The following is a 21,221-nucleotide window of genomic DNA, read 5'->3' on the forward strand; positions in this document are numbered from 1 at the left end:
GCCCTCCCTCGCCAGTAATATGTCACATGCTATTCGGGTGGACCGTCGCCCGCGACGGCCGCTCGTCGTTGCCGGCCCACCAGCCCACCACGTGACCGATGTGGCGGTGCATGAGGGCGCGGGCGCCGGCGGCGTCGTGGGCCGCGAGCAGGTCGAGCAGCTCGTGATGCTCCGCGGCCGACGCGGCGAGGAGGTCGCTCTGCAGGAGCCGCGTGAGGCCGCCGAGGCGGGTGCGCTGCCGCAGATCCGAGACGATCGACTCGAGCACGGGGTTGCCGAGGTGCCGGAGCAGGCCGAGGTGGAAGTCGTGATCGGCGAGCAGGTACGCCGGGAGATCCCGGCGAGCCGCTCCCTTCACGATCGCGTCGGCCAGCCGGCGTCCCGCCTTCTCCATCTCGGGTGTGAAGACCGCCGCCAGCTCCGCCATGGCCTCCGGCTCGAGCAGGTGCCGCACCTGCGCGAGCTGCTCGAGGAGGGACTCGTCGACCTCCGTGACCCGGAACCCCTTGTTGCGCAGCGGCACGACCAGTCCGCGCTTGGCGAGGTTCAGCATCGCCTCCCGCACCGGCGTCGCCGACACGTCGAAGCGCGCGGCCAGCGCCGGCACCGAGACGACCAGCCCGGCCTCCATCTGCCCCGAGATGATCGCGCTCGCGACGGCCGTCTCCACCGTGTCGCGCAGACTGGCGCCCTGCTCGATCCTCGTGATGCCCGACGCGGTGCTCATGGTGCGTCCCACGGTAGCGGCGGCCTCAGCGGTAGCGATCGAACGGGAGGCGGCCTCGGCGAGCACCGCCTCCGATCCGGCGTACACGCCCTCGGCACGCGGCCAGTGGACCACCAGGTGCGTGAAGCCGAGTGCGCCGGCGCGGCCGACGGCCTCCTCGAACTCGTCGATCGAGCGCAACGCGAAGCGGTCGCCCGACGTCGCGTCGACCGACAGGTGCCGCTCGAGCGAACGCGGGTCGCGGCCGCGCCGCTCCATCGCCTCGTCGAGGCGGCCGGCGAGCGCGGCGATCTCGTCCCACCAGGCGTCGTCGGCGACTCCGCGCGGTCCGTTGGTGATCCAGGCCTGGCCGAGCCGGGCGACGAGGTCGAGCGCGCGCGGTCCGTTGGCCGCGATCGCGAACGGGAGACGGGGAGTCTGCACCGGACGGCCCACCATGCGGGCACCCACGGCGCGGTACCACGTGCCGTCGGCGTCGACGCCCCCGCTGCCCGGCGTCTCGAAGCGCAGCAGCGCGTCGAGCAGGTCGACGAACTCGGTGAAGCGCTCGTGCCGCTCGCCGGCGGTGTAGGGCCGCTCGCCGAGCACCTCGTTGTCGTGCGCGACCGCGGCGCCCGAGCCGACGCCGAGCAGCACGCGACCGCCGCTGATGTCGTCGAGAGTCGCGAGCTCCTTCGCGAACGGCACCGGATGCCGGAAGTTGGGTCCGCTGACGAAGGTGCCGAGGCGGATCCGCTCGGTGACGGTCGCGGCCGCCGTGAGCGTCGGGATCGTCGCGCCCCAGGGCTGATCGGCGAGGCTCAACCAGGAGAGGTGGTCGTAGATCCAGGCGTTGTCGAAGCCGAGCTCCTCGGCTGCGCGCCAGCGCTCCCGGGCGATCGGCCACGGGGCCTGCGGCAGGATGACGATCCCGAAGCGCATGCCACCGAGCGTAGGCGGCCGGCGTTCCCGTGGTATCTAATGTGTCACGTGCCGAACGGCCTGCTGATCACCGACGCCCTGCTCTTCGACGGCGAGTCGGCGGAGCTGGTCGAGACCGACATCCGGATCGCCGACGGCCGCATCGCGGAGCTGGGTCGCGGCATCCGGGCCGATGTGCCGACGATCGCCGCTGCGGGCCGCGTCGTCGGCCCCGGCCTGACCGACGCGCACTTCCACGCCTACGCGGTCGGGTTGCACAGCGACGAGATCGAGGCGATGCCCCTGAGCTACGTGGCGCTCGCCGGTGCGACCCGCCTGCGGCAGGCGCTCGCGCGCGGCTTCACGCGCGTGCGCGACGTCGCGGGCGGCGACGCCGGGCTCGCGCTCGCGCTCGAGCGCGGCCACCTCGTCGCGCCGCGCTACCTCTATACCGGGCCGGCCCTCAGCCAGACCGGCGGTCACGGCGACCCGCGCACGATCACCGAGCCCTGGGCGCCGCGCCCCGGCGGCTACACCGAGGAGGTCGTCGACGGGGTCGACGCGCTACGCCGCGCGGTCCGGGAGCGGTTCCGGATGGGCGCCCACGCGATCAAGATCATGACCTCGGGCGGCGTGGTGTCGTACACCGATCCGCTCCGGGTTCCGCAGTACTCGCCCGAGGAGGTGCGGGCCGTGACCGACGAGGCCGCCCGGCGTGGCAGGTACGTGGCCGCGCACGCCTACTCGCCCGAGGCGATCGTGCACTCGATCGACAACGGCGTGCGCTCGATCGAGCACGGCAACCTGCTCGACGCGGCCACCGCGCGGCGGATGGCAGGCGCGGGCGCCGTGCTCATTCCGACCCTCGCGGCCTACGACGCGATGGATCGGCGCGGCGCCGCGATGGGGCTCGCCGCCGTGTCGCAGGCCAAGAACCGTGAGGTGCTCGATGCGGGCAAGCACGCCATCCGGCACGCGCTCGACGCCGGAGTCGCCGTCGGCTGGGGCTCCGACCTCATGGGCGATCTCGCCGACGACCAGCTCGTGGGCGTGCGGCTGCAGGCCGAGGTCATGGGGGCGCTCGGCACGCTGCGCGCGATGATCCGCACGAACGCGGAGCTGTTCGGCACCTGGCCGGAGGGCGGGCCGACCGCCGTCGGAGCGGAGGCCGACCTCGTCGTGTGGGACGGGAATCCGGTGGAGGACCTCTCCGTCGTCTGGGACGAGAGCCGACCCCGCACCGTAATCCTCGGGGGACGCGTCGTCGGCGACTGACTGGCGGAGGGCGTGGGATTCGAACCCACGAATGCTTGCGCATCACCAGTTTTCAAGACTGGCTCCATCGGCCGCTCGGACAGCCCTCCCGGAACGGCCCGAGCATAACGGAGCCGGCCCGGGCTAGGCGGGGAACCGCCGCGCGAGCACTGCGGCGACGCCGTCCTCGAGGTCGCTGCCGGTCGTCTCGTCCGCGACCGCGAGCACCTCGTCCGGCGCCTGGCCCATCGCGACACCGATGCCGACCCACTCGAGCATGTCGATGTCGTTGCGTCCGTCGCCGATCGCCAGCACACGGGAGCGGGGGATGCCGAGCTCGCCCGCCACGAACTCCAGGCCGGTCGCCTTGTTGACGCCCTCGGGAGCGATGTCGAGCCACGCGGTCCAGCCGACGTTGTAGGTGACCTTGTGCAGGCCCATCCGGTCGACGATCTCCAGGAAGTCGTCGATCTGATGGTCGGGGGAGATGACGACGAGGCGGGTCGCGGCGACGTGGGCGAGCTCGTCGAAGTCGACCCGCTCGCTCGCCGCGGCGAGCGAGCCGTCGGGGAAGTGGCCGGTGTAGCGGAACAGGCCGTCGGCGTCCTCGACCGCGAAGCTCGCGCTCTCGAGGTGGTGCCGGATCGTGCCGAGCACCTCCGAGGGATCGAACGTCTCGACGTGCACGCGTGCATAGCCGAGCGGCGCCGCGGCATCCCGGCCGAGCACGATCGCGCCGTTCGCGCACACCACGAACTGCGAGACGATGCCGAGCCGTTCGAGCACGGGCAGCGTCATCGACACCGAGCGACCGGTTGCGAGCATCACCTCGTGCCCCGCCGCAGCCACGCGCTGGACGGCCTCGACGGTCGCGTCCGTGAGGGTGCCGTCCTCGTGGAGCACGGTTCCGTCGATGTCGAGGGCGACGATCCAGCGCGCGCTGTTGGGCAGAGTCACTTCGCGACGGGCTCCAGCACCTCGAGGCCGCCGAGGTACGGGCGCAGGGCCTCGGGCACGGCGACCGAGCCGTCGGCCCGCTGGTGGGTCTCGAGGATCGCGACGATCCAGCGCGTCGTCGCGAGCGTGCCGTTGAGCGTCGCGACCGGCGCCGTCCTGCCGCTCTCGGTGCGATACCGGATGTCGAGCCGGCGCGCCTGGAACGTGGTGCAGTTCGAGGTCGAGGTGAGCTCGCGGTAGGTGCCCTGCGTCGGGACCCACGCCTCGACGTCGTACTTGCGGGCGGCGCTCGAGCCGAGATCGCCCGCCGCGGTGTCGATGACGCGGTAGGTCAGCCCGAGCGACTGCAGCATGCCCTCCTGCAGCGCGAGCAGGCGAGCATGCTCGGCCTCGGCGCCCGCGGGCTCGATGTAGGTGAACATCTCGAGCTTCTGGAACTGGTGCACCCGGATGATGCCGCGGGTGTCCTTGCCGGCAGAGCCCGCCTCGCGCCGGTAGCAGGTCGACCATCCGGCGTACCGCAGCGGACCGTTCGACAGGTCGAGGATCTCGTCCTTGTGGTAGCCGGCGAGCGCGACCTCGCTCGTGCCCGTCAGGTAGAGGTCATCGGCCTCCAGCCGGTAGATCTCGTCGGCATGCGCACCGAGGAAGCCGGTGCCCGCCATGATCTCGGGGCGCACCAGGGTCGGCGTGATGAGCGGCGTGAAGCCCGCGTCGAGCGCGCGCTGCAGGCCGAGCTGCATGATCGCGAGCTCGAGCCGGGCGCCGACGCCCTTGAGGAACGAGAACCGCGCGCCCGAGACCTTCGCGCCGCGTTCCATGTCGATCGCGTCGAGCAGCTCGCCGAGGGCGAGATGGTCGCGGGGCTCGAACTCGAACGACGGGACCTCGCCGACGGTCTTGAGCGTGACGAAGTCGTCCTCGCCGCCGGCCGGCACGCCCTCGAGCACGATGTTGCCGATCGCGCCGGCGACCCGCGCGAACTGGGCCTCGGCATCCGACACCCGCTGCTGGCCGGCCTTCACGCGCGCGGCGAGACCCTGCGCCTGCGCGACCAGCGCGGCCTTCTCGTCCTTCGGCGCCTTCGCCACGACCTTGCCGAACGCGTTCTGCTCGGCCCGGTCCGCCTCGAACGAGGCGATCGCGGCGCGCCGCTCGGCGTCGGCGGCGACGGCGTCGTCGACCAGCCGCTCGGACTCGCCGCGCAGCCGCTGCGAGGCCTTGACGGCATCCGGCGACTCGCGAATCAGCTGCGGGTCGATCACCTGCCCATCCTACGGACGAGGAGGCGGCGGATATCCTGACCGGCATGGCCGCCCCCGCCCCGTCTCGGACCCGCCAGGCGGCCGTCGTCTACAACCCGATCAAGGTCGACCTCGACCGTCTGCGCGATGCCGTGGCCGCCGCGGAGAGCCGCGAGGGCTGGCGCAAGAGCCGCTGGCTCGAGACGACGCCCGAGCAGCCGGGGGGCGAGCAGGCGCGCCGGGCGATCGCCGACGGGGTGGATGTCGTGCTCGCCGCCGGCGGCGACGGCACCGTGCGCGCGGTGGCCGAGGCGCTGCGGGGCAGCGACGTCGCCATCGCGCTGCTGCCGGCCGGCACGGGCAACCTGCTCGCGCGCAACCTCGACATGATCCTGACCCACCTGGCCGACTCCGTCGATCTCGCCTTCGGCGGCACCGACCGCCGGATCGACATGGGCGTGATCGAGCTCGACCGCCCGGACGGGTCCGCCGAGGAGCACGCGTTCCTCGTCATGGCCGGCTTCGGGCTCGACGCGAAGATGATCGCCAACGCACGGCCGGAGCTGAAGAAGCGCGTCGGCTGGCTCGCCTACGTCGACGCGATCGCCCGTGCGCTGCGCGACACCGACCGGGTGCGCATGCGGGTGCGCGTCGACGGCGGCGAGGAGCGCACCGCGAGCGTGCACACCCTCATCGCCGGCAACTGCGGAGCGCTGCCCGGCAACGTGCTGCTGCTGCCCGACGCCGAGATCGACGACGGCCTGTTCGACGTCGTGACCCTGCGACCCGAGGGCCTGCTCGGCTGGGTGCAGATCTGGGGCAAGATCACCTGGGAGAACGGCGTCCTGCGCCGGGGCGGCTCGGTCGGGCGCAAGCTCGCCGGCATGGCGCGGGAGGTGCGGGCGCTGCGCTACTACCGCGCGCGGGAGTTGGACGTGCGGCTGGAGCGGCCGGAGGAGTTCGAGCTCGACGGCGATCCGTTCGGCGAGGTCATCGGGTTCCGCCTGCGGGTCGATCCGGGGTCGCTCATCGTGCGCGTGCCCGCGTGAGCGGTTCCGGATGTTCGGTCCGCCACCGCCGGGCGAGCAGGGCGAGGATGGCGATCCCCGCGACCAGGAAGCCGCCCGCCAGGGGCGGGGCGAGCGCCAGGATGGCGTAGCCGGCCTGCGCGACCGCGAACCGGCGATCCATCTCGCTCGGCTGGCCATTCACCGCCGAGAACATGCCGCTCGAATCGAGCACCGCCACCGCGGTCGATACGGCAGCGATCGCGCCGGCGGCGCACAGCACGCCCACCACGGCGAGACCGACAGCCCGCCCCCTCACCGTGAGCGACCCCCGACGGCGATCGCGGCGATGACGGCGACGAGCCCCGCCAGCACCACGGGCGGCATCAGCAGGTACGGCAACTGGCCGAACACGGCGCCATCCGGAGTCGACATGTTCTGCTGACCCTGCACCATCACCCACGTCAGCCAGCCGCCGACCGCCAGCAGCGCGACACCGGTCACCGCGAGTGCGATGCGGAAGGGGTTGTACCGCGGCTGCTCGATCCACGCGTCGTCATCGGGCGCCGCCGGCTCCGCGGGAACGGAGTCGGCGGGAACGGACTCCGCGACCGCCGGAGAGGCCTTGGCGGGGGCGGGATCCGGTGGGTCGGGAGGGTTGACGACCCGTGCCGCGGGATCCCCGTCCCAGCCGCGCTGGAACCGGGGGTCGTACCGCGGGTCGGTCATCGCGATCCGGCCTCCGGCTCCCCGGCGAGGAGTCCGCGCAGCCAGTCGCGCGCGTCGATGAACACGGCATCGTCGTAACGCGGCGCGGCCTCGATATGCCGGCGATCGGCGGCGGGGTAACTCCCCAGGAAGGTGACATTCGGACTGAACCGCTTGAGCCCGAGCAGGGCATCGGCGACCCGCTCGTCGTGGATGTGGCCCTCGAAGTCGATGACGAACCGGTACCGGCCGAGGGCGTCGCCGATCGGCCGCGACGTCAGCAGCGACAGGTTCACACCGCGGGTCGCGAACTGCTCGAGCATCTCGACAAGGCCCCCCGGATGATCGTGCGGCAGCTCGACGACGACGCTCGTCTTGTCGGCGCCCGTGCGCTCCGGGATCGCGCGCGACGCCGAGACGAGCACGAACCGGGTGACCGCGTCGCGGTTGTCGGCGAGCTGCGTCGCGAGGATCTCGACCGGCAGCAGGGTCTCGATGCCGGGCGGGGCGATCGCGGCATCGACCTTGCCGTCGACGAGCAGCTGCGGGGCTGCGATGTTCGAAGTCGCGATGAGGTGCTCGTGGCCGGGCAGCTCGCGGTCGAGGCGGCGATGCGATTGCGCGTACGCCACCGGATGCGCCGCGATGACCCGCACGTCGTGCAGCGCCGTCCCCGGGCGCACCGCGAGCACGAAGTCCACGGGCACGAGGTGCTCGCCCACGATCCGCAGCCCCGGGATGCCGGCGAGCGCGTCCTGCGCGGCCGTCACGCCGCCCTCGATGCTGTTCTCGATCGCGATCATCGCGGCCGTCGCGCGTCCGCTCACGACATCGTCGAGCGCCTCGCCCACGTTGGTGACGGCCCTGCGGCGCTTGGGGACGGCTCCCGGCACCTGATCCAGCGCCGTCCAGGTGAACGTGCCCGCCGGGCCGAGGTAGCTGTAGATCGGCTCCGGCATGGTGAGGAGTCTATTGAGCGCGGCAGACTGGGCGGGTGGATCCTCGCGCGGGGCAGCCCGCTTCGCCCTCCGACCTGACCGACATCCACGAGCTCGTCGGGTCGTATTACGCGCTCGTGCCCGATGCCGACGATCCGGCGCAGCGGGTCGTATTCGGCACGAGCGGGCACCGCGGGTCGAGCTTCGATCGCGCGTTCAACGAGACGCACATCGCCGCGATCACGCAGGCGATCGTCGAGTACCGCGCCGAGCAGGGCATCGGGGGGCCGCTGTTCATCGGCGCCGACACCCACGCGCTGTCCCGGCCGGCGCAGACCACCGCGCTCGAGGTGCTCGAGGCCAACGGGGTGCACGCGATCGTGGACGAGTTCGACGACTACGTGCCGACGCCGGCGTTGTCGCGGGCGATCATCCACCACAACCGGCAGCTGCGACCCGGGCGCGAAGCGGAGCACGCCGACGGCATCGTCATCACGCCGAGCCACAACCCGCCGCGCGACGGCGGCTTCAAGTACAACCCGCCGCACGGCGGCCCGGCCGACACCGAGGCGACGAGCTGGATCGCGGCGCGGGCGAACGACCTCATCCGAGGCGGCCTCCGCGACGTCACGCGCTCCGAGCCGAGCGCTGTCGACCAGTACGACTACCGCGACGCGTACGTGACCCAGCTGGCCGAGGCCATCGACATCCCCGCGCTGCAGAAGGCGGGGCTGCACGTCGGAGCCGACCCGCTCGGCGGCGCGAGCGTGCACTACTGGGCGCTCATCGCCGAGAAGTACAGGCTCGACCTCACCGTCGTGAACCCGGTCGTCGACCCGCAGTGGGGCTTCATGACGCTCGACTGGGACGGCAGGATCCGGATGGATCCCTCGAGCCCCTCGGTCATGGCCGGCACCGTCGCCCGGCTCGGCGACTTCCAACTGCTGACCGGCAACGACGCCGACGCCGACCGGCACGGGATCGTGACCCCGGACGGCGGCCTCCTGAACCCGAACCACTACCTGGCCGTCTGCATCCAGTACCTCTACGCCAACCGGCCCGGGTGGCGACCGGATGCCGCCATCGGCAAGACGCTCGTCTCGAGCTCCATGATCGACCGGGTCGCGGCGTCGCTCGGGCGGCGGCTGTGGGAGGTGCCGGTCGGGTTCAAGTGGTTCGTTCCGGGGCTCATCGACGGGTCGGTCGGCTTCGGCGGCGAGGAGAGCGCGGGAGCGTCGTTCCTGCAGCTCGACGGCCAGGCGTGGACGACCGACAAGGACGGCATCGTGCTCGCCCTGCTCGCGAGCGAGATCCTCGCCGTGACCGGCAGGACGCCGTCGCAGCTCTACGCGGAGCTGACGGCCGAGTTCGGCGCGCCCGCGTACGCCCGCATCGACGCGCCCGCGAACACGGCGCAGAAGGGGCGGCTGGCGAAGCTGTCGGGCACCGACATCCACGATGCCCAGCTCGCCGGGGATGCCATCACGGCCAAGCTGACCACCGCACCCGGCAACGGGGCCGCGATCGGCGGCGTCAAGGTGGTGACCGAGAACGCGTGGTTCGCGGCGCGGCCGAGCGGCACCGAGGACGTCTACAAGATCTACGCGGAGTCGTTCCGCGGCCCGGAGCACCTCGCGCAGGTTCAGGCGGAGGCGAAGCGCATCGTCGACGGTGCTCTCGCCGGCTGAGCGCTCGACCTCAGTAGCTCGGCGCCGGCGCGTACCCGAAGAAGGTCTCGAGCGACGGGAAGCCCTGCTTCTGCAGCTCGGTGGCGAGCTCGACGCCGACGTAGCGGAAATGCCACGGCTCGTACTCGTACCCGGTGATCGGCTCCTGCCCCTGCTGATAGCGCACGACGAAGCCGTACCGCCACGAGTTCTGCGCCAGCCACTGGCCGGCCGCCGTGGTGCCGAAGCCCTGGTTGGTCGCGGTGTCGATGTCGACGGCGAGGCCGGTCTGGTGCTCGCTGTACCCGGGGCGCGCGCTCTGCCGGTCGGCCTGCGCCTGCCCCAGCCGACGCACCCAGCCGTTGTAGACGGAGACCTGATCCGGGTAGCTGCGGTACGGGCTCACGACCGTCAGGCCGTCGCCGGTCGGTGACTGCGCGTGGTAGTCGGCGAACATCTTCTGCATGGCCGCCACCGCCTCCGGGCGCATCAGTCCCTTGTAGCCCGGCAGGTTGAGGGGGGCGAGCGCGGGTGCGTAGTCGCGCGGGTTCAGCGGGTGCTGCTTGTCGACCATGACCCAGAGGCTCGTCGCATCGGTGGTCGAGAACTGGTTCTTGTCGAACGTCGGGGTCGGGGTCGGCGTGGGCGTCGCGGACGGCGAGCGGGTCGGCGACGCGGAGCGCGTCGGTTTCGGCTTCGCCGTGGCCGGCACCAGCAGCAGCGTCACGAGCCCGATGACCACGATGAGCAGCACGACGACCGCGGCGATCATCGCGGACAGGAATCCCTTGCGCGACATGACGCGGGGAGGCGGGGAGGTCTCCGGCACCCGCCCAGGGTAGCGTCGGAACGATGACAGACACCGTCGTCCACGACGAAGCCCACGACCGGTACGTGCTCGAACGCGACGGCGCCGAGATCGGCACATCGATCTACGAACTCGGCGACGGCATGATCCGGGTCCTGCACACCGAGGTCGACGAGAGCCTGCAGGAGCACGGCCTCGGCTCGGCACTCGTCAAGGGGATGCTCGACGACATCCGGAGCCACAGCGACCGCCGGCTGGTGCCGGTGTGCCCGTTCGTGCGCGGCTATCTCGCGCGTCACGCGGAGTACCGCGACCTGATGTCGCGCTGACCCGGCGCGCAGGATGCCGACCTATGCTGTCGCCGTGGACTGGCTGATCTTCGGCGGCATCGTCGTCGTTCTGGTGCTGCTGGGCGTGCTCGCGCAGTACAAGGGCTGGATCGACCTCTCCGCCAAGAACTCCGGCAAGGGCCGCGCGATGGGCGGCGCGGGCATGATGGCCGTCGACGAGGTCTTCCACCCGACCGCGTACGAGGCCCGGCTCGATCAGGACCGGCAGACCTCGATGCCGGCGCCGGCTCCGGTTGCGGGCGACGGCGACCGCGACGTGTACAAGGGCAACGTCAAGATCGAGCTCTGAGGCCTCCCTACGCCGCTGCTCGACCCGCTCACGGCACGCGGGTGATCCAGCCCGGCGTCGCGAACTTCGTGCGGACGAGCTCCTCGGCCGCCGCGAGCTCCTCCGGGCGCAGCTCGTCGTCGTGCAACCCGTGCAGGGCGCGGAACGTGTCGACCATCCGCTCGATGACCGCCTCGCGCGGCAGGCCGGTCTGACTGCGCAGCGGGTCGACCCTCTTGTTCGCCGACTTGGTGCCTTTGTCGCTCATCTTCTCGCGGCCGATGCGCAGCACCTGCACCATCTTGTCGCCGTCCATGTCGTAGCTCATGGTCACGTGGTGCAGCACGCCGCCGTTGCCGAGCCGCTTCTGCGCGGCGCCGCCGATCTTGCCGCTGGGGCTCGCGATGTCGTTCAGCGGCTGGTACGTCGCATCGATCCCGAGCGACTTGAGTGCTTCGATGGTCCACTCGTCGAGGAACGCATAGCTGTCGGCGAACGTCATGCCCTGCACGAGCTCGATGGGCGCGTAGAGCGAATAGGTGACGGCCGACCCCGGCTCGATGAACATCGCGCCGCCGCCGCTGATCCGCCGGACGACCTCGAACCCGTAGCGGTCGGCGTTGTCCTGATCGACCTCGTTTCGCACCGACTGGAAGCTGCCGATCACGACGGCGGGCGACGCCCACTCCCAGATCCGCAGCGTCGGCTTGCGGGTGCCGGCCCCGACCTCCTCGGTGAGCACCTCGTCGAGGGCGAGGTGCATCATCGGGCTGAGCGGCCCCGGGTGCAGCAGCTGCCATTCGTAGTCCTCCCACGACGTGGCGCGCTGCAGGGCTCGGCGCACCGCGGTCGCGACGGCGTCGGGGGAGAAGCCGAGCAGCACCGCGCCCTCCGGGAGCGCACGCTGGATCGTCGCGGCGAGAGTGCGTCCGTCGGTCTCGGCCGGCATCCCGTTGACCGCGCCGTCGATCGCGGCGAGCGCCTCGTCGGGCTCGAGGAAGAAGTCGCCGGCGAGCCGGAAGTTCCGGATCACGCCCCCGTCGACATCGAGATCGACCACCACGAGCTTGCCGCCGGGCACCTTGTACTCACCGTGCATGCGTTCAGCCTATGAGCCCGCGCCTGGCCAAAAACGCCCAGTGATTCGCCGACTCAGTGGGCGTTTTTGGCCAAGCGGGAGCGGAGCCACTCGACGAGGTCGGCGATGACCTCGGCTCGGGTCGTCTCGTTGTAGACCTCGTGGCGGGCACCCTCGTAGAGCTCGAGGGTGACGTCGGTGAGACCGCCGCGACGGCGGTAGGCCTGAGCGAGCAGGGTCGCGCTGCGCGGGCCGCCGAGCGCGTCGTCGGTGCCGACCTGGATGAGCAGCGGCAGGTCCCGGGCGAGCCTGCGCGGGGTGCCGAGCAGCCGCAGCGCGTCGAGCAGGCCGTAGAGCTGAATGGTGCGCGCCTCGAACGTGAGCGGGTCGTCGCGGAACCGGGTGGCGACCGCGGGGTCGCGGCTCAGCCATTCCGCGCCGGTGCCGCCCGGCATCCGGAACCGCTTGTTCAGGTCGCCCGAGTTCATGTGACGGAACGTGCGGTACGCGGTGCCGCTCAGCACCGCGCCGTCCCACGGGGTCGCGTCGTCGTTCAGCAGCATCTGCGCGAACAGCGACCCCATGCTGTGCCCGAGCAGCACGAGTGGCAGCGCCCCGTGCTCCGCCCGCACGTCGGCCGTGAAGCTCCGGATGCCCGCGATCGTCGCGCGCACGCCGCCCGGTCCGAGCCGGCCGAGCTTCGAGACGTCGCCGCCCCACTGCCCCAGCCCCGTCGCCCCGTGCCCGCGGTAGTCGAGTGCGCGCACGGTGTAGCCGGCCGCGACCAGGTCGCGCGCGAGCGGTTCGTACCGCGTCGCGTACTCGCCGAGGCCGTGCAGCAGCTCGACGATCCCGCGCGGCTGCGCCGCATCCCAGCGCCAGGTGTGGATCTGCACGCCCTCGGCGTCGGTGAACGTCGCCTCGACCGCGGTCGTCTGTGCTTTCCCGCTCTGGGACATGCCCGAATCCTAGGAGCGCGCGGGCCTCCACGACCGAGCGTTAGCGTCGCTAATGAGCTAGGCTAACGGTTGTGGCTGCGCGACTGGATGACGACGAGCTGCGCCTCGTCGTGCAGCGGGTGGCCCGGCGCATCCGCAACAACCGCCAGGACGAGGGCATGAGCGACTCGCAGCTCGGCGTGCTGTTCCGGCTCGAGAGGGGCGGCGACGCGTCGCCGAGCGCCCTCGCCGACCACGAGCGGGTCTCACCGCCCTCGATGAACCGCACCCTCAACGGGCTTGAGGGCCGCGGGCTGGTGCGACGCGAGCCGTCCGCCGACGACGCGCGCAAGGTCGTCGTGTCGATCACCGACGCGGGCCGCGAGCTCATCCGTGAGACGCGTCGGCTGCGCACCGCGTGGTTCAGCCGGCAGGTCTCCGCGCTGAGCCGTGAGGAGCGGGCGGCGCTGGAGGCGGTGGTCCCGATCCTGCGCAGGATCGCGGACGCATGAGCGCCCGGATCGCGACGGTACGGCGATGAGTTCGGCATTCCGCTCCCTGGGCGTCTTCAACTACCGCGTCTGGTTCGCCGGCGCGACCGTCTCCAACATCGGCACCTGGATGCAGCGCACGGCCCAGGACTGGATCGTCCTGACGATGCTGACCAAGAACGACGCGACGGCCGTGGGCTTCACGATGGCCCTGCAGTTCGCCCCGCAGCTGCTGCTGACCCCCATCACCGGCCTCGCGGCCGACCGCCTCGACCGGCGGAGGCTGATGATGGCCACGCAGGGGACGATGGGGGCGCTGGGGCTCGCGCTCGGCATCCTCACCGTCACCGGCACGGTGCAGCTGTGGATGGTCTACGCCTTCGCCCTCCTACTGGGATGCGCATCCGCGTTCGACGCACCGGTGCGGCAGACCTTCGTCTCGAGTCTCGTGCCGCCGAGGCTGCTCTCCAACGCGGTCGGCCTCAACTCGATGTCGTTCAACAGCGCGCGGCTCATCGGCCCCGCGGCGGCGGGCCTGCTCACCGCGGCGGTGGGCGCCGGCTGGGTGTTCCTGATCAACGCGATCACGTTCGCGGCGACGGTCGGCGCGCTCTTCCTGTTCCGTCGCAGCGAGCTGCTCCCGCATCGACGCGTCGCGCGCGCCCGAGGCCAGGTCCGCGAGGGGCTGGGCTACGTGCGACGGCGAAGCGACCTGCTGCTGGTGTTCACGATGGTGTTCCTGATGGGCACGATCGGCATGAATTTCGCGATCTACTCGTCGACGATGGCGAGCGTCGCGTTCCACCAGGGGGCCGAGACGTTCGGCCTGCTCTCCTCGGCCTTCGCCGTCGGGTCGGTGATCGGGTCGCTCTTCGCAGCCCGGCGCGAACGCCCGCGGCTGCGCTCGATCACCCTCGGGGGCGCCGGCTTCGGCTTCGCCCTCATCGCCGCCGCGTGCATGCCCACGTACTGGTCGTTCGCCCTCGTCCTGCCGCTCGTGGGGGTCTCCGCGATCACCATGATGAACAACGCGAACGCCTATGTGCAGACGACGACGGACCCGGCGCTGCGCGGTCGCGTCATGTCGCTCTACATGGCGATCGTCATGGGCGGCACGCCGATCGGCGCGCCGCTCATCGGCGCCATCGCGAACGCGTTCGGCCCGCGCTGGAGCCTCGTCGCCGGCGCGTTCGGCGGGCTCATCCCCGCCGCGATCGCCGCCGCGTGGTGGATCCGGCGGCGCAACGTGCGGCTCGGGTGGGATGCCGGCCGTCGCTGGCCGCTCGTGCTGCGGCGCGGCATCGACGTGGAGGTCGCGACCGAGTCGATCGCGATCGAGGAGGCCGAGGCCCAGAAGGGCTGAGCACCCCGCGCCTTTGCGCGCTCGTCGCCGACCCGCTGTGCGTCGTCGCCCCGTTGGAGGAACCCCTAGCGTGGACTCGTGAGCTCCATCGCCGGCTCGACCTGGTCGGGCACCCATCGTTTCGCCGCGCCGCGCCTCGTCGAGGCCCGATCGATCGAGGAGGTGCAGCGGGTCGTCGCCGCCGGCGGGCCGATGCGCGCGCTCGGCACCCGGCACTCGTTCAACGATCTCGCCGACACGGAGGGCACCCTCGTCACGGTCACGGGGATCGACCCCGACATCCGGATCGACGCCGACGCGGGCACCGTCACGGCCGGCGCCGGCATCCGGTACGCCGAGGTCGCGGCCGCGGTGGGCGAGGCCGGCTGGGCGCTGCACAACCTGGGATCGCTGCCGCACATCTCGATCGGCGGCGCGACCGCGACCGGCACCCACGGCTCCGGCGACCGCAACGGCAACCTGTCGACCGCCATCCGCGCGATCGAGTACGTCGATCACCGCGGCGAGCTCGTCACGGCCCGCCGCGGCGATCCGGACTTCGAGGCCCTGCCGGTGGGCCTGGGCGCCTACGGCATCGTCGTGCGGCTCACCCTCGACCTCCAGCCCGGCTACCTCGTGCGGCAGGACGTGTACGCGGGCCTGCCGTGGAGCACCGTCCTGTCCGACCTCGATTCCGTGACCGGGGCCGGCTACAGCGTGAGCCTGTTCACCCGCGACTGGGCCGGCGAGACCGTGCCGATGGCGTGGGTCAAGCGCCGCCTCGATGTGGATGGCGTGCCCGACGCCTGGCTCGGCGCCCATCGCCGCGCCGAGCAGGTTCCGATCTTCGACCTCCCGGACCCCAACGTCACGCTGCAGGGCCGGCTCGGACCCTGGTATGAGGGCCTGCCGCATTTCCGCGTCGATTCGACACCGAGCGCGGGCGCCGAGATCCAGAGCGAATGGTTCGTCGGCCGCGGCGACGCCCCGGCGGCGATCGAGGCGGTGCAGGCGGTCGCGGGCCGCATCGCACCGGTGCTGCAGGTGAGCGAGATCCGCACCATCGCCGCCGACGAGCTCTGGCTGAGCGAGGCGTACCAGCGCGACAGCGTCGCCCTGCACTTCACCTGGGCCGACGACGCGGAGGGCGTCGCGCGCGCGGTCGACGTGGTCGAGGAGGCCATCGCGCCGTTCGGCGCCCGCCCGCACTGGGGCAAGGTGCACCACTTCGACGCCGCCGCGATCGCACGCGTGGTGCCGCGCGCAGCGGACGCCCGGCGGGTGTTCGAGCGCCTGGATCCCGACGGCGTGTTCGCCGGCCCCGCGCTGCGGCGGCTCGGGCTGCGCTGAGTCAGGCGAAGCGGAGGCCGAGGCCGAGCGACGGACCGCCCGAGACCCAGCCGTCCTCGACAAGGACGCCCGTCGGCGCGGTGAGGGCTCCCAGGTCGGCGAATCGCGCCTCCTCGACGTCCTCGACCCACGCCGTGCCTGGCAGGGCGAACGCGAGCTGCGCCGAGAGCTCCGGCAGCAGGTGCGGCGCGAGCTCGACCCCGCGCTCCCGGGCGAGCTCGGCGATCTCGAGGAACGGCGTGATGCCGCCCACGCGCACGACGTTCGGCTGCACGATCGCGGCGGCGCCGGCGTCGAGCACGTCGCGGAACCGGTACAGCGTGTGCAGGTTCTCGCCCTGGGCGATCGGGATCGAGGTGCGCCGCGCGAGCTCCGCGTAGCCGCTCGTGTCGTCGGCTCGCAGGGGCTCCTCGAGCCACCGGATGCCGAAGCGCTCGATCGCCGCGGCCGCGTCGGTCGCCCGGGCGAGATCCCATCGCTGATTCGCGTCCACCATGAGGGCGCGATCCGGTCCCAGCACCTCGCGCACGGCGGCGATGCGGTCCACGTCCTCCGCGAGGTCCGGCTTGCCGATCTTGATCTTCACCGCCCGGAACCCCTGGCCGACCCAGCGCCGCGCCTGCGCGACGAGGTCCTCGAGCGGGTAGTGCAGATTCACCCCGCTCCCGTAGGCGGGCAGCCTGTCGTGCCGGCGGCCGAGCAGCTCGGGAAGCCCGACGCCCGCCCGTCGCGCGCGCAGATCCCAGACGGCGAGATCGAGTCCTGCGAGGGCGATCGTGGTGACTCCTGCGCCGCCCGCCTCGTGCACGCGCTCCCAGCACGAGCGCCAGAGCGCCGCATCGATCGGCCGGCCGACGGCGAAGGGCGCGACGTCGTCCTCCAGCAGCGCCTGCACGGCGCGCAGCCCGATCGTGGGCGTCCACGAGAAGCCGTGACCGACCGCGCCGTGCTCGTCCCGCACGTCGACCACGACGACACCGACCTCGCGCACGTCGTCGCCCCACGGACGGGTCAGCGGGATGCGGACCACGCGGGTGCGCACCTCCCGCAGGAGGGGGCCGGGCTCGCCCCCCGCGAGCGGATCCGCGGGACTCCGGATCACGCCGCGAGCTCCCGCCCCCGACGCAGGAGCGCGCCGAGCCGATCGAGCTGCGGCGGTGCCGGATCGACGAGGGGGGGCCGCACGGATCCCACCGGTCGGCCCTGCAGGCGAAGCCCCGCCTTGATGAGCGAGACGGCGAAGCCCGGCGTCTCGTCGCGCAGCGCGACCAGGGGCGAGTAGAAGCCGTCGAGCAGCCGGTCGCGCGCGGCGGTGTCGCCCGCGCGATCCGCCCGGAAGTAGGCCGTCGCGATGTCGGGCGCCATCGCGAACACCGCCGAGGAGTAACGGGGAACGCCGATCGCCGCGTATGCGGACTGGCTCATCTCGGCCGTCAGGAGGCCGTTGAAGAACAGCAGCTCCCGACCCGCGGCACGCGCCTCGAGCACCATCCGCTGCATGAGCGCGACGTCGCCGACGCCGTCCTTGAGACCGACCACGGTCGGCAGCTCGAGCAGGGCGCGCAGCGAGACCGGCGTGAACTGCGCGGCGCCGCGGTGATAGACGATGAGGGGCAACGCCGTCGCGCGCGCGATCGCGGCCACATAGGCGATGAGGCCGGCCTGCGGCCCCTGCACGAGATACGGGGGCATGACGAGAAGACCGTCGGCTCCGAGCTCCTCGGCCGTGCGTGCGACGTCGAGCGCGTGACCGAGGGGGCCGCCGACCCCCGCGATGAGAGGTGCCCGGCCGGCGATCCCCGCGCGCGCCGCCCGGACGACGGCCGCGTACTCCGTGAGTCCGAGGGCATGGAACTCGCCGGTGCCGCATCCGGCGAACACGCCGGCGGCGCCGTGGTCCACCCCCTCCCGCACCAGGTCCTCGGCGAGCGAGGGCACGACCCGGTCCGCCTCGTCGAAGGGGGTGACGGGGAAGAACAGCACCCCTTCACCGAAACTCAGCTCACGCAACGCCGGCCTCCGTCTCCCGCTCGGCGAGCTGGTCCCGCCAGAGGCGCGTCGCACGCCAGCCGAGCACCTCTTCGGCCAGCCGGCTGCTGAACACCGCATCGGCGTCTCCGAGGTGGCGTGCCTGATCGGCGACCTCCGGCACCAGGCGCGCCAGCGCCTGCCCGACGGGCTCACGGACGAGCGAATCCGGAGCGCCGACGAAGAACACGCCGCCGTTCGGCACCGACGCCGCCTGGCGCAGCCAGGACAGCACGAAGTCCCCGCCGTCGCGCGCGTCGAGATAGTTGAACAGCGACACCGCCGCCAGCTCCGGATCGGCGAGCCGCTCGGCGATCGTGTGCCCCTGCTGGGTGGGCGTCCCCGCCCACTCCTCCGGCGCGATCACGTAGCACGGGCGGAATGCGGCGATCCGCAGCCGGTCGCCGTGCTGGCGCACCGTCATCGCGACCAGCGACTCGATGGCGGCCTTCGACAGCGCGTAGCCGTTCCAGGGCGCGACCGGATGCCGTTCATCGATCGGCAGCACGCTCGGCACCCATCCCGTCGGGCTTCCGTACCCGATCACGGTCGGGCTGCTCGCGAGCAGCAGGGACGGCACGCCGATCTCGAGCGCCGCCTCGCGCATGACCCAGGCGAGGGTCGTGTTGACGGCGAAGATCTGCGGGTCGGGCAGGCTGAACGGCACCGCGATCGCGGCCAGGTGGACGATCCCGTCGGGACGGATGTCGGCGACCGCGTCGAGCGCGGCGCCGGGGACGAGCAGGTCGACCTGCCGCTGCTCCGCGCGCAGCCCGGCCACCGGGGACCGGTCGACCGAGACCACATCGTGCCCCGCCTCGGCGAGCACGTCCACGACGCTGCGACCGAGCCGGCCGGAGCCACCGGTCACGAGGTACCGGCTCACGCGATCGCCATTCCGAGCGCGCGGGCGCCGGCCCCGAGTTCGATCTCCGACACGCGCACCGCCTGACCCGTCTCGAGCGACCTGTTGCCCGCCAGTCCGACGGCGACCGCGCGCACCCCGTCCGGCCAGCCGGCGACCCGGCCGAGGGCATCCTCGTCCGGACCGCGGAAGACGTCGCGGAGCAGGATCCGGTCGCCGCCTCCGTGACCTCCGGCGCCCATCGGGATCGGCACCTCCTCGGCCGGCGCGAAGTGCTCCTGCACCACGAGACGCTCGCTGACACCGCGGGTACGGTCGGCCCGCACGCCCTCAGGATGCGCGCTCGGGTCGACCGTGACCCGCCCGTCCTCGCCGATCAGCACCGCCCCGCGCTCGACGACCGCGAGCTCGGCACGACCCGCGGTGCCGTTGATGGCGATCGAGTAGCCCTCCCACGGCGAGTGGGCGTTGAGCGAGTACGACATGCTCGGCCCGCCGGCGTAGTCCACGACGAGCGACAGGTTGTCTTCGATGGTGATGCCCGGGTCGAACACGTCGCGGTCGCGCAGGTAGCCGTCGTAGCGCTCCTGGTCGTAGTAGAGACCGCGCAGCTCGGGGTCGGCGCGCAGGTCGAGGCTGAACGCGTCGCGCAGCGGCGAGTCGATCGACCCGCGCTCGGCACGCGGTCCCAGGCCCCGCCTTGCCGCGTTGTCGGCTCCGTAGAAGCGCAGGCCGCCACTGGCGAACACCCGGGACGGGACGTCCGCGATCCACCAGTTCACGAGATCGAAGTGGTGGGACGCCTTGTGGATGAGCAGGCCGCCGGAGTTGCGCTTGTCGCGGTGCCAGCGCCGGAAGTAGTCCGCGCCGTGCGCGGTGTCGAGCACCCATTCGAAGTGCACCGACGTGACCTCGCCGATGCGCCCGGAGGCGACCACCTCGCGCAGCGCCGTGTTGCGCGGGGCGTAGCGGTAGTTGAAGGTGATCGTGACATCGCGCCCCGAACGATCGGCGGCCTCGGCGATCCGGCGCACCCCCTCTTCGGTCGTCGTGAGCGGCTTCTCGACGACCACGTCCGCGCCCGCGTCGAGGGCCGCGACGACGTAGTCGGCGTGGGTGAGGTCCGGCGTCGTCACGATGACGCGATCCACCCGGTGCTCCCGGATGGCGGCCCCCAGATCCGCCGGGTCGAATCGCGCCGGGCGCCCGAGCGTCTCCCGGCCGGGCAGGGAGGCGCTGTAGTCGAGGCGGCCCGGATTGCGGTCCGCCCAGGCCACGAGCTCGGCGACGTCGGCATGGTCGCCCGCGATCGCGTCGAGATACATCTGCGAACGCGAGCCCGAGCCGACGAGTGCGTATCGGCGGCGTGTCACGACTTTCCTCACTTGATTCCGGTGGTGGCGATCCCGCGCACCAGGTAGCGCTGTCCGATCAGGAACGCGATGAACAGGGGCACGAGAGAGACCACCGACATCGCGAACATCGACCCGTAGTCCGAGCTGGACTGCGCATCGACGAACCCCTTGAGCGCGATCGACGCGGTGAACTCGTTCGGCGAGCGCAGGTAGATGAGGGGCCCGAAGAAGTCCGCCCAGGTCCAGATGAAGGTGAAGATCGCGGTGGTGGCAAGAGCCGGCGTCATGAGCGGGAGGGTGATCCCGGCGTAGATGCGCAGGTGGCCGGCACCGTCGATGCGGGCCGCCTCGAAGATCTCGTCGGGCAGGGCGCGGATGAACTGCACCATGAGGAAGACGAAGAACGCGTCGGTCGCCAGGAACTTGGGCACGATGAGGGGCAGGAAGGTGTTGAGCCAGCCGAGGTCCTTGAAGATCACGAACTGGGGCACGAGCACCACTTGGAACGGCAGCATGATCGTGCCGAGCATGATGGCGAAGAACAGCGACCGGCCACGGAAGCGCAGGCGGGCGAACGCGTAGGCGGCCAGCGAGCACGAGACCAGGTTGCCGATGATGGCGCCCACCGCGACGACGGCCGAGTTGAGCAGGAACTGCCCGAACGGGAACTCCTGGGCCGTCCACCCCTTCATGTAGTTCTCGAGCGTCAGGTGGCTCGGGAAGATGCTCAGGTCGCGGAAGATGTCCGCGTTCGGCTTGAGCGACGACACGACGAGCCAGATGAGCGGGTAGAGCATGATCACGCAGAGCGCGAGCAGGGCGGCGTGCCGGAGGATCGACTGCCAGATCGGCCGCCGACCGCGACGTCGTCGTCGTCGCGGCGCGAGGACGATCGGCGTCTCGGCGTCGAGAGCGGTCATGGTCGGGCCTTTCGAAGCGTGCTCGG

22 protein-coding genes and 1 tRNA gene are annotated in these 21,221 nt (G+C 71.9%); 8 read left to right on the forward strand and 15 right to left on the reverse strand.

Going from position 1 to position 21,221, the window contains the following annotated elements; translation table 11 throughout:
- Positions 1–22: 22 nt before the first annotated feature.
- Positions 23–1,648 carry an LLM class flavin-dependent oxidoreductase gene (locus tag ABD285_RS03110; protein ID WP_284253836.1) on the reverse strand — a complete coding sequence of 542 codons (1,626 nt, stop codon included), beginning with the start codon at positions 1,646–1,648 and terminating at the stop codon, positions 23–25.
- 48 nt (positions 1,649–1,696) lie between these two features.
- Here ABD285_RS03110 and ABD285_RS03115 point away from each other — a divergent pair, with 48 nt between their 5' ends.
- Positions 1,697–2,902 (forward strand): metal-dependent hydrolase family protein, encoded by a 1,206-nt coding sequence (locus tag ABD285_RS03115; RefSeq protein ID WP_284253837.1) that lies wholly within the window; start codon positions 1,697–1,699, stop codon positions 2,900–2,902.
- Position 2,903: 1 nt separating this feature from the next.
- On the opposite strand, the gene ABD285_RS03120 is transcribed toward ABD285_RS03115, so the two are convergent.
- From ABD285_RS03120 to serS, 3 genes are all read right to left on the reverse strand, one after another.
- A tRNA-Ser gene (locus ABD285_RS03120) sits at positions 2,904–2,991 on the reverse strand.
- Positions 2,992–3,025: 34 nt separating this feature from the next.
- Positions 3,026–3,838 (reverse strand): Cof-type HAD-IIB family hydrolase, encoded by an 813-nt coding sequence (locus ABD285_RS03125; protein ID WP_344200213.1) that lies wholly within the window; start codon positions 3,836–3,838, stop codon positions 3,026–3,028.
- Entirely contained in the window at positions 3,835–5,103 is a 1,269-nt protein-coding gene (serS, locus tag ABD285_RS03130) for a serine--tRNA ligase (protein WP_284253839.1), read from the reverse strand. Before serS ends, ABD285_RS03125 begins: the two co-directional genes overlap by 4 nt.
- A 44-nt stretch (positions 5,104–5,147) precedes the next feature.
- Here serS and ABD285_RS03135 point away from each other — a divergent pair, with 44 nt between their 5' ends.
- Complete coding sequence (locus tag ABD285_RS03135) at positions 5,148–6,131, forward strand: diacylglycerol/lipid kinase family protein (protein ID WP_344200218.1); 984 nt, start codon at positions 5,148–5,150, stop codon at positions 6,129–6,131.
- Here the strand turns inward: ABD285_RS03135 and ABD285_RS03140 are convergent.
- Genes ABD285_RS03140 through pheA form a run of 3 tightly spaced genes read right to left on the reverse strand, consistent with a single transcriptional unit; the run spans position 6,109 to position 7,756 of the window.
- Entirely contained in the window at positions 6,109–6,381 is a 273-nt protein-coding gene (locus ABD285_RS03140; protein ID WP_284253840.1) for a hypothetical protein, read from the reverse strand. The two genes, ABD285_RS03135 and ABD285_RS03140, sit on opposite strands and share 23 nt — an antisense overlap.
- A 23-nt stretch (positions 6,382–6,404) precedes the next feature.
- A complete protein-coding gene (locus ABD285_RS03145; protein ID WP_284253841.1) occupies positions 6,405–6,818 on the reverse strand; it encodes a hypothetical protein in 414 nt (137 codons plus the stop codon).
- The gene (gene pheA / locus ABD285_RS03150; RefSeq protein WP_344200221.1) at positions 6,815–7,756 is read right to left on the reverse strand and encodes a prephenate dehydratase; all 942 of its coding nucleotides are present in this window, start codon (positions 7,754–7,756) and stop codon (positions 6,815–6,817) included. The genes ABD285_RS03145 and pheA overlap by 4 nt, the downstream gene beginning before the upstream one ends.
- Before the next feature lie 35 nt (positions 7,757–7,791).
- Between pheA and pgm the strand changes: the two genes are divergently transcribed.
- The gene (gene pgm / locus ABD285_RS03155) at positions 7,792–9,423 is read left to right on the forward strand and encodes a phosphoglucomutase (alpha-D-glucose-1,6-bisphosphate-dependent) (RefSeq protein ID WP_344200224.1); all 1,632 of its coding nucleotides are present in this window, start codon (positions 7,792–7,794) and stop codon (positions 9,421–9,423) included.
- Positions 9,424–9,433: 10 nt separating this feature from the next.
- Here pgm and ABD285_RS03160 read toward each other — a convergent pair whose 3' ends face one another.
- Positions 9,434–10,231: a M15 family metallopeptidase gene (locus ABD285_RS03160; RefSeq protein ID WP_344200227.1), complete on the reverse strand. Its 798-nt coding sequence runs from the start codon at positions 10,229–10,231 to the stop codon at positions 9,434–9,436.
- 23 nt (positions 10,232–10,254) lie between these two features.
- Between ABD285_RS03160 and ABD285_RS03165 the strand changes: the two genes are divergently transcribed.
- On the forward strand, positions 10,255–10,539 hold the full coding sequence (locus ABD285_RS03165) for a GNAT family N-acetyltransferase (protein WP_284253845.1): 285 nt from the start codon (positions 10,255–10,257) through the stop codon (positions 10,537–10,539).
- A 34-nt stretch (positions 10,540–10,573) separates the two neighbouring features.
- Positions 10,574–10,849, forward strand: a complete 276-nt coding sequence (locus ABD285_RS03170; RefSeq protein WP_284253846.1) for a hypothetical protein — start codon at positions 10,574–10,576, stop codon at positions 10,847–10,849.
- 28 nt (positions 10,850–10,877) lie between these two features.
- Here ABD285_RS03170 and lplAB read toward each other — a convergent pair whose 3' ends face one another.
- Positions 10,878–11,927: a lipoate-protein ligase LplAB gene (lplAB, locus tag ABD285_RS03175; RefSeq protein WP_284253847.1), complete on the reverse strand. Its 1,050-nt coding sequence runs from the start codon at positions 11,925–11,927 to the stop codon at positions 10,878–10,880.
- Between the two features lie 53 nt (positions 11,928–11,980).
- Positions 11,981–12,865 (reverse strand): alpha/beta fold hydrolase, encoded by an 885-nt coding sequence (locus ABD285_RS03180; protein ID WP_344200232.1) that lies wholly within the window; start codon positions 12,863–12,865, stop codon positions 11,981–11,983.
- A gap of 71 nt (positions 12,866–12,936) precedes the next feature.
- Between ABD285_RS03180 and ABD285_RS03185 the strand changes: the two genes are divergently transcribed.
- The 3 genes from ABD285_RS03185 to ABD285_RS03195 all read left to right on the forward strand — a co-directional run bounded on the left by ABD285_RS03185 (position 12,937) and on the right by ABD285_RS03195 (position 16,027).
- On the forward strand, positions 12,937–13,356 hold the full coding sequence (locus tag ABD285_RS03185) for a MarR family winged helix-turn-helix transcriptional regulator (protein ID WP_284253849.1): 420 nt from the start codon (positions 12,937–12,939) through the stop codon (positions 13,354–13,356).
- Between the two features lie 25 nt (positions 13,357–13,381).
- Entirely contained in the window at positions 13,382–14,698 is a 1,317-nt protein-coding gene (locus ABD285_RS03190) for an MFS transporter (protein WP_284253850.1), read from the forward strand.
- Between the two features lie 78 nt (positions 14,699–14,776).
- Complete coding sequence (locus tag ABD285_RS03195; RefSeq protein ID WP_284253851.1) at positions 14,777–16,027, forward strand: FAD-binding protein; 1,251 nt, start codon at positions 14,777–14,779, stop codon at positions 16,025–16,027.
- Position 16,028: 1 nt separating this feature from the next.
- Here the strand turns inward: ABD285_RS03195 and ABD285_RS03200 are convergent, their stop codons facing one another.
- From ABD285_RS03200 to ABD285_RS03220, 5 genes are read right to left on the reverse strand one after another with little or no spacing between them, the layout of a single operon-like run.
- Entirely contained in the window at positions 16,029–17,129 is a 1,101-nt protein-coding gene (locus tag ABD285_RS03200) for a mandelate racemase/muconate lactonizing enzyme family protein (RefSeq protein WP_344200236.1), read from the reverse strand.
- Entirely contained in the window at positions 17,126–18,010 is an 885-nt protein-coding gene (locus ABD285_RS03205) for a 5-dehydro-4-deoxyglucarate dehydratase (protein WP_425564928.1), read from the reverse strand. The genes ABD285_RS03200 and ABD285_RS03205 overlap by 4 nt, the downstream gene beginning before the upstream one ends.
- Positions 18,011–18,029: 19 nt before the next feature.
- Positions 18,030–18,941, reverse strand: a complete 912-nt coding sequence (locus tag ABD285_RS03210; protein ID WP_284253853.1) for an NAD-dependent epimerase/dehydratase family protein — start codon at positions 18,939–18,941, stop codon at positions 18,030–18,032.
- The gene (locus ABD285_RS03215) at positions 18,938–20,293 is read right to left on the reverse strand and encodes a Gfo/Idh/MocA family protein (RefSeq protein ID WP_344200239.1); all 1,356 of its coding nucleotides are present in this window, start codon (positions 20,291–20,293) and stop codon (positions 18,938–18,940) included. The genes ABD285_RS03210 and ABD285_RS03215 overlap by 4 nt, the downstream gene beginning before the upstream one ends.
- An 8-nt stretch (positions 20,294–20,301) precedes the next feature.
- Positions 20,302–21,195 (reverse strand): carbohydrate ABC transporter permease, encoded by an 894-nt coding sequence (locus ABD285_RS03220; protein WP_284253854.1) that lies wholly within the window; start codon positions 21,193–21,195, stop codon positions 20,302–20,304.
- Positions 21,196–21,221 lie beyond the last annotated feature (26 nt).

The organism is Pseudolysinimonas kribbensis (assembly GCF_039531715.1).
GTDB classification, from domain to species: Bacteria; Actinomycetota; Actinomycetes; order Actinomycetales; family Microbacteriaceae; genus Pseudolysinimonas; species Pseudolysinimonas kribbensis.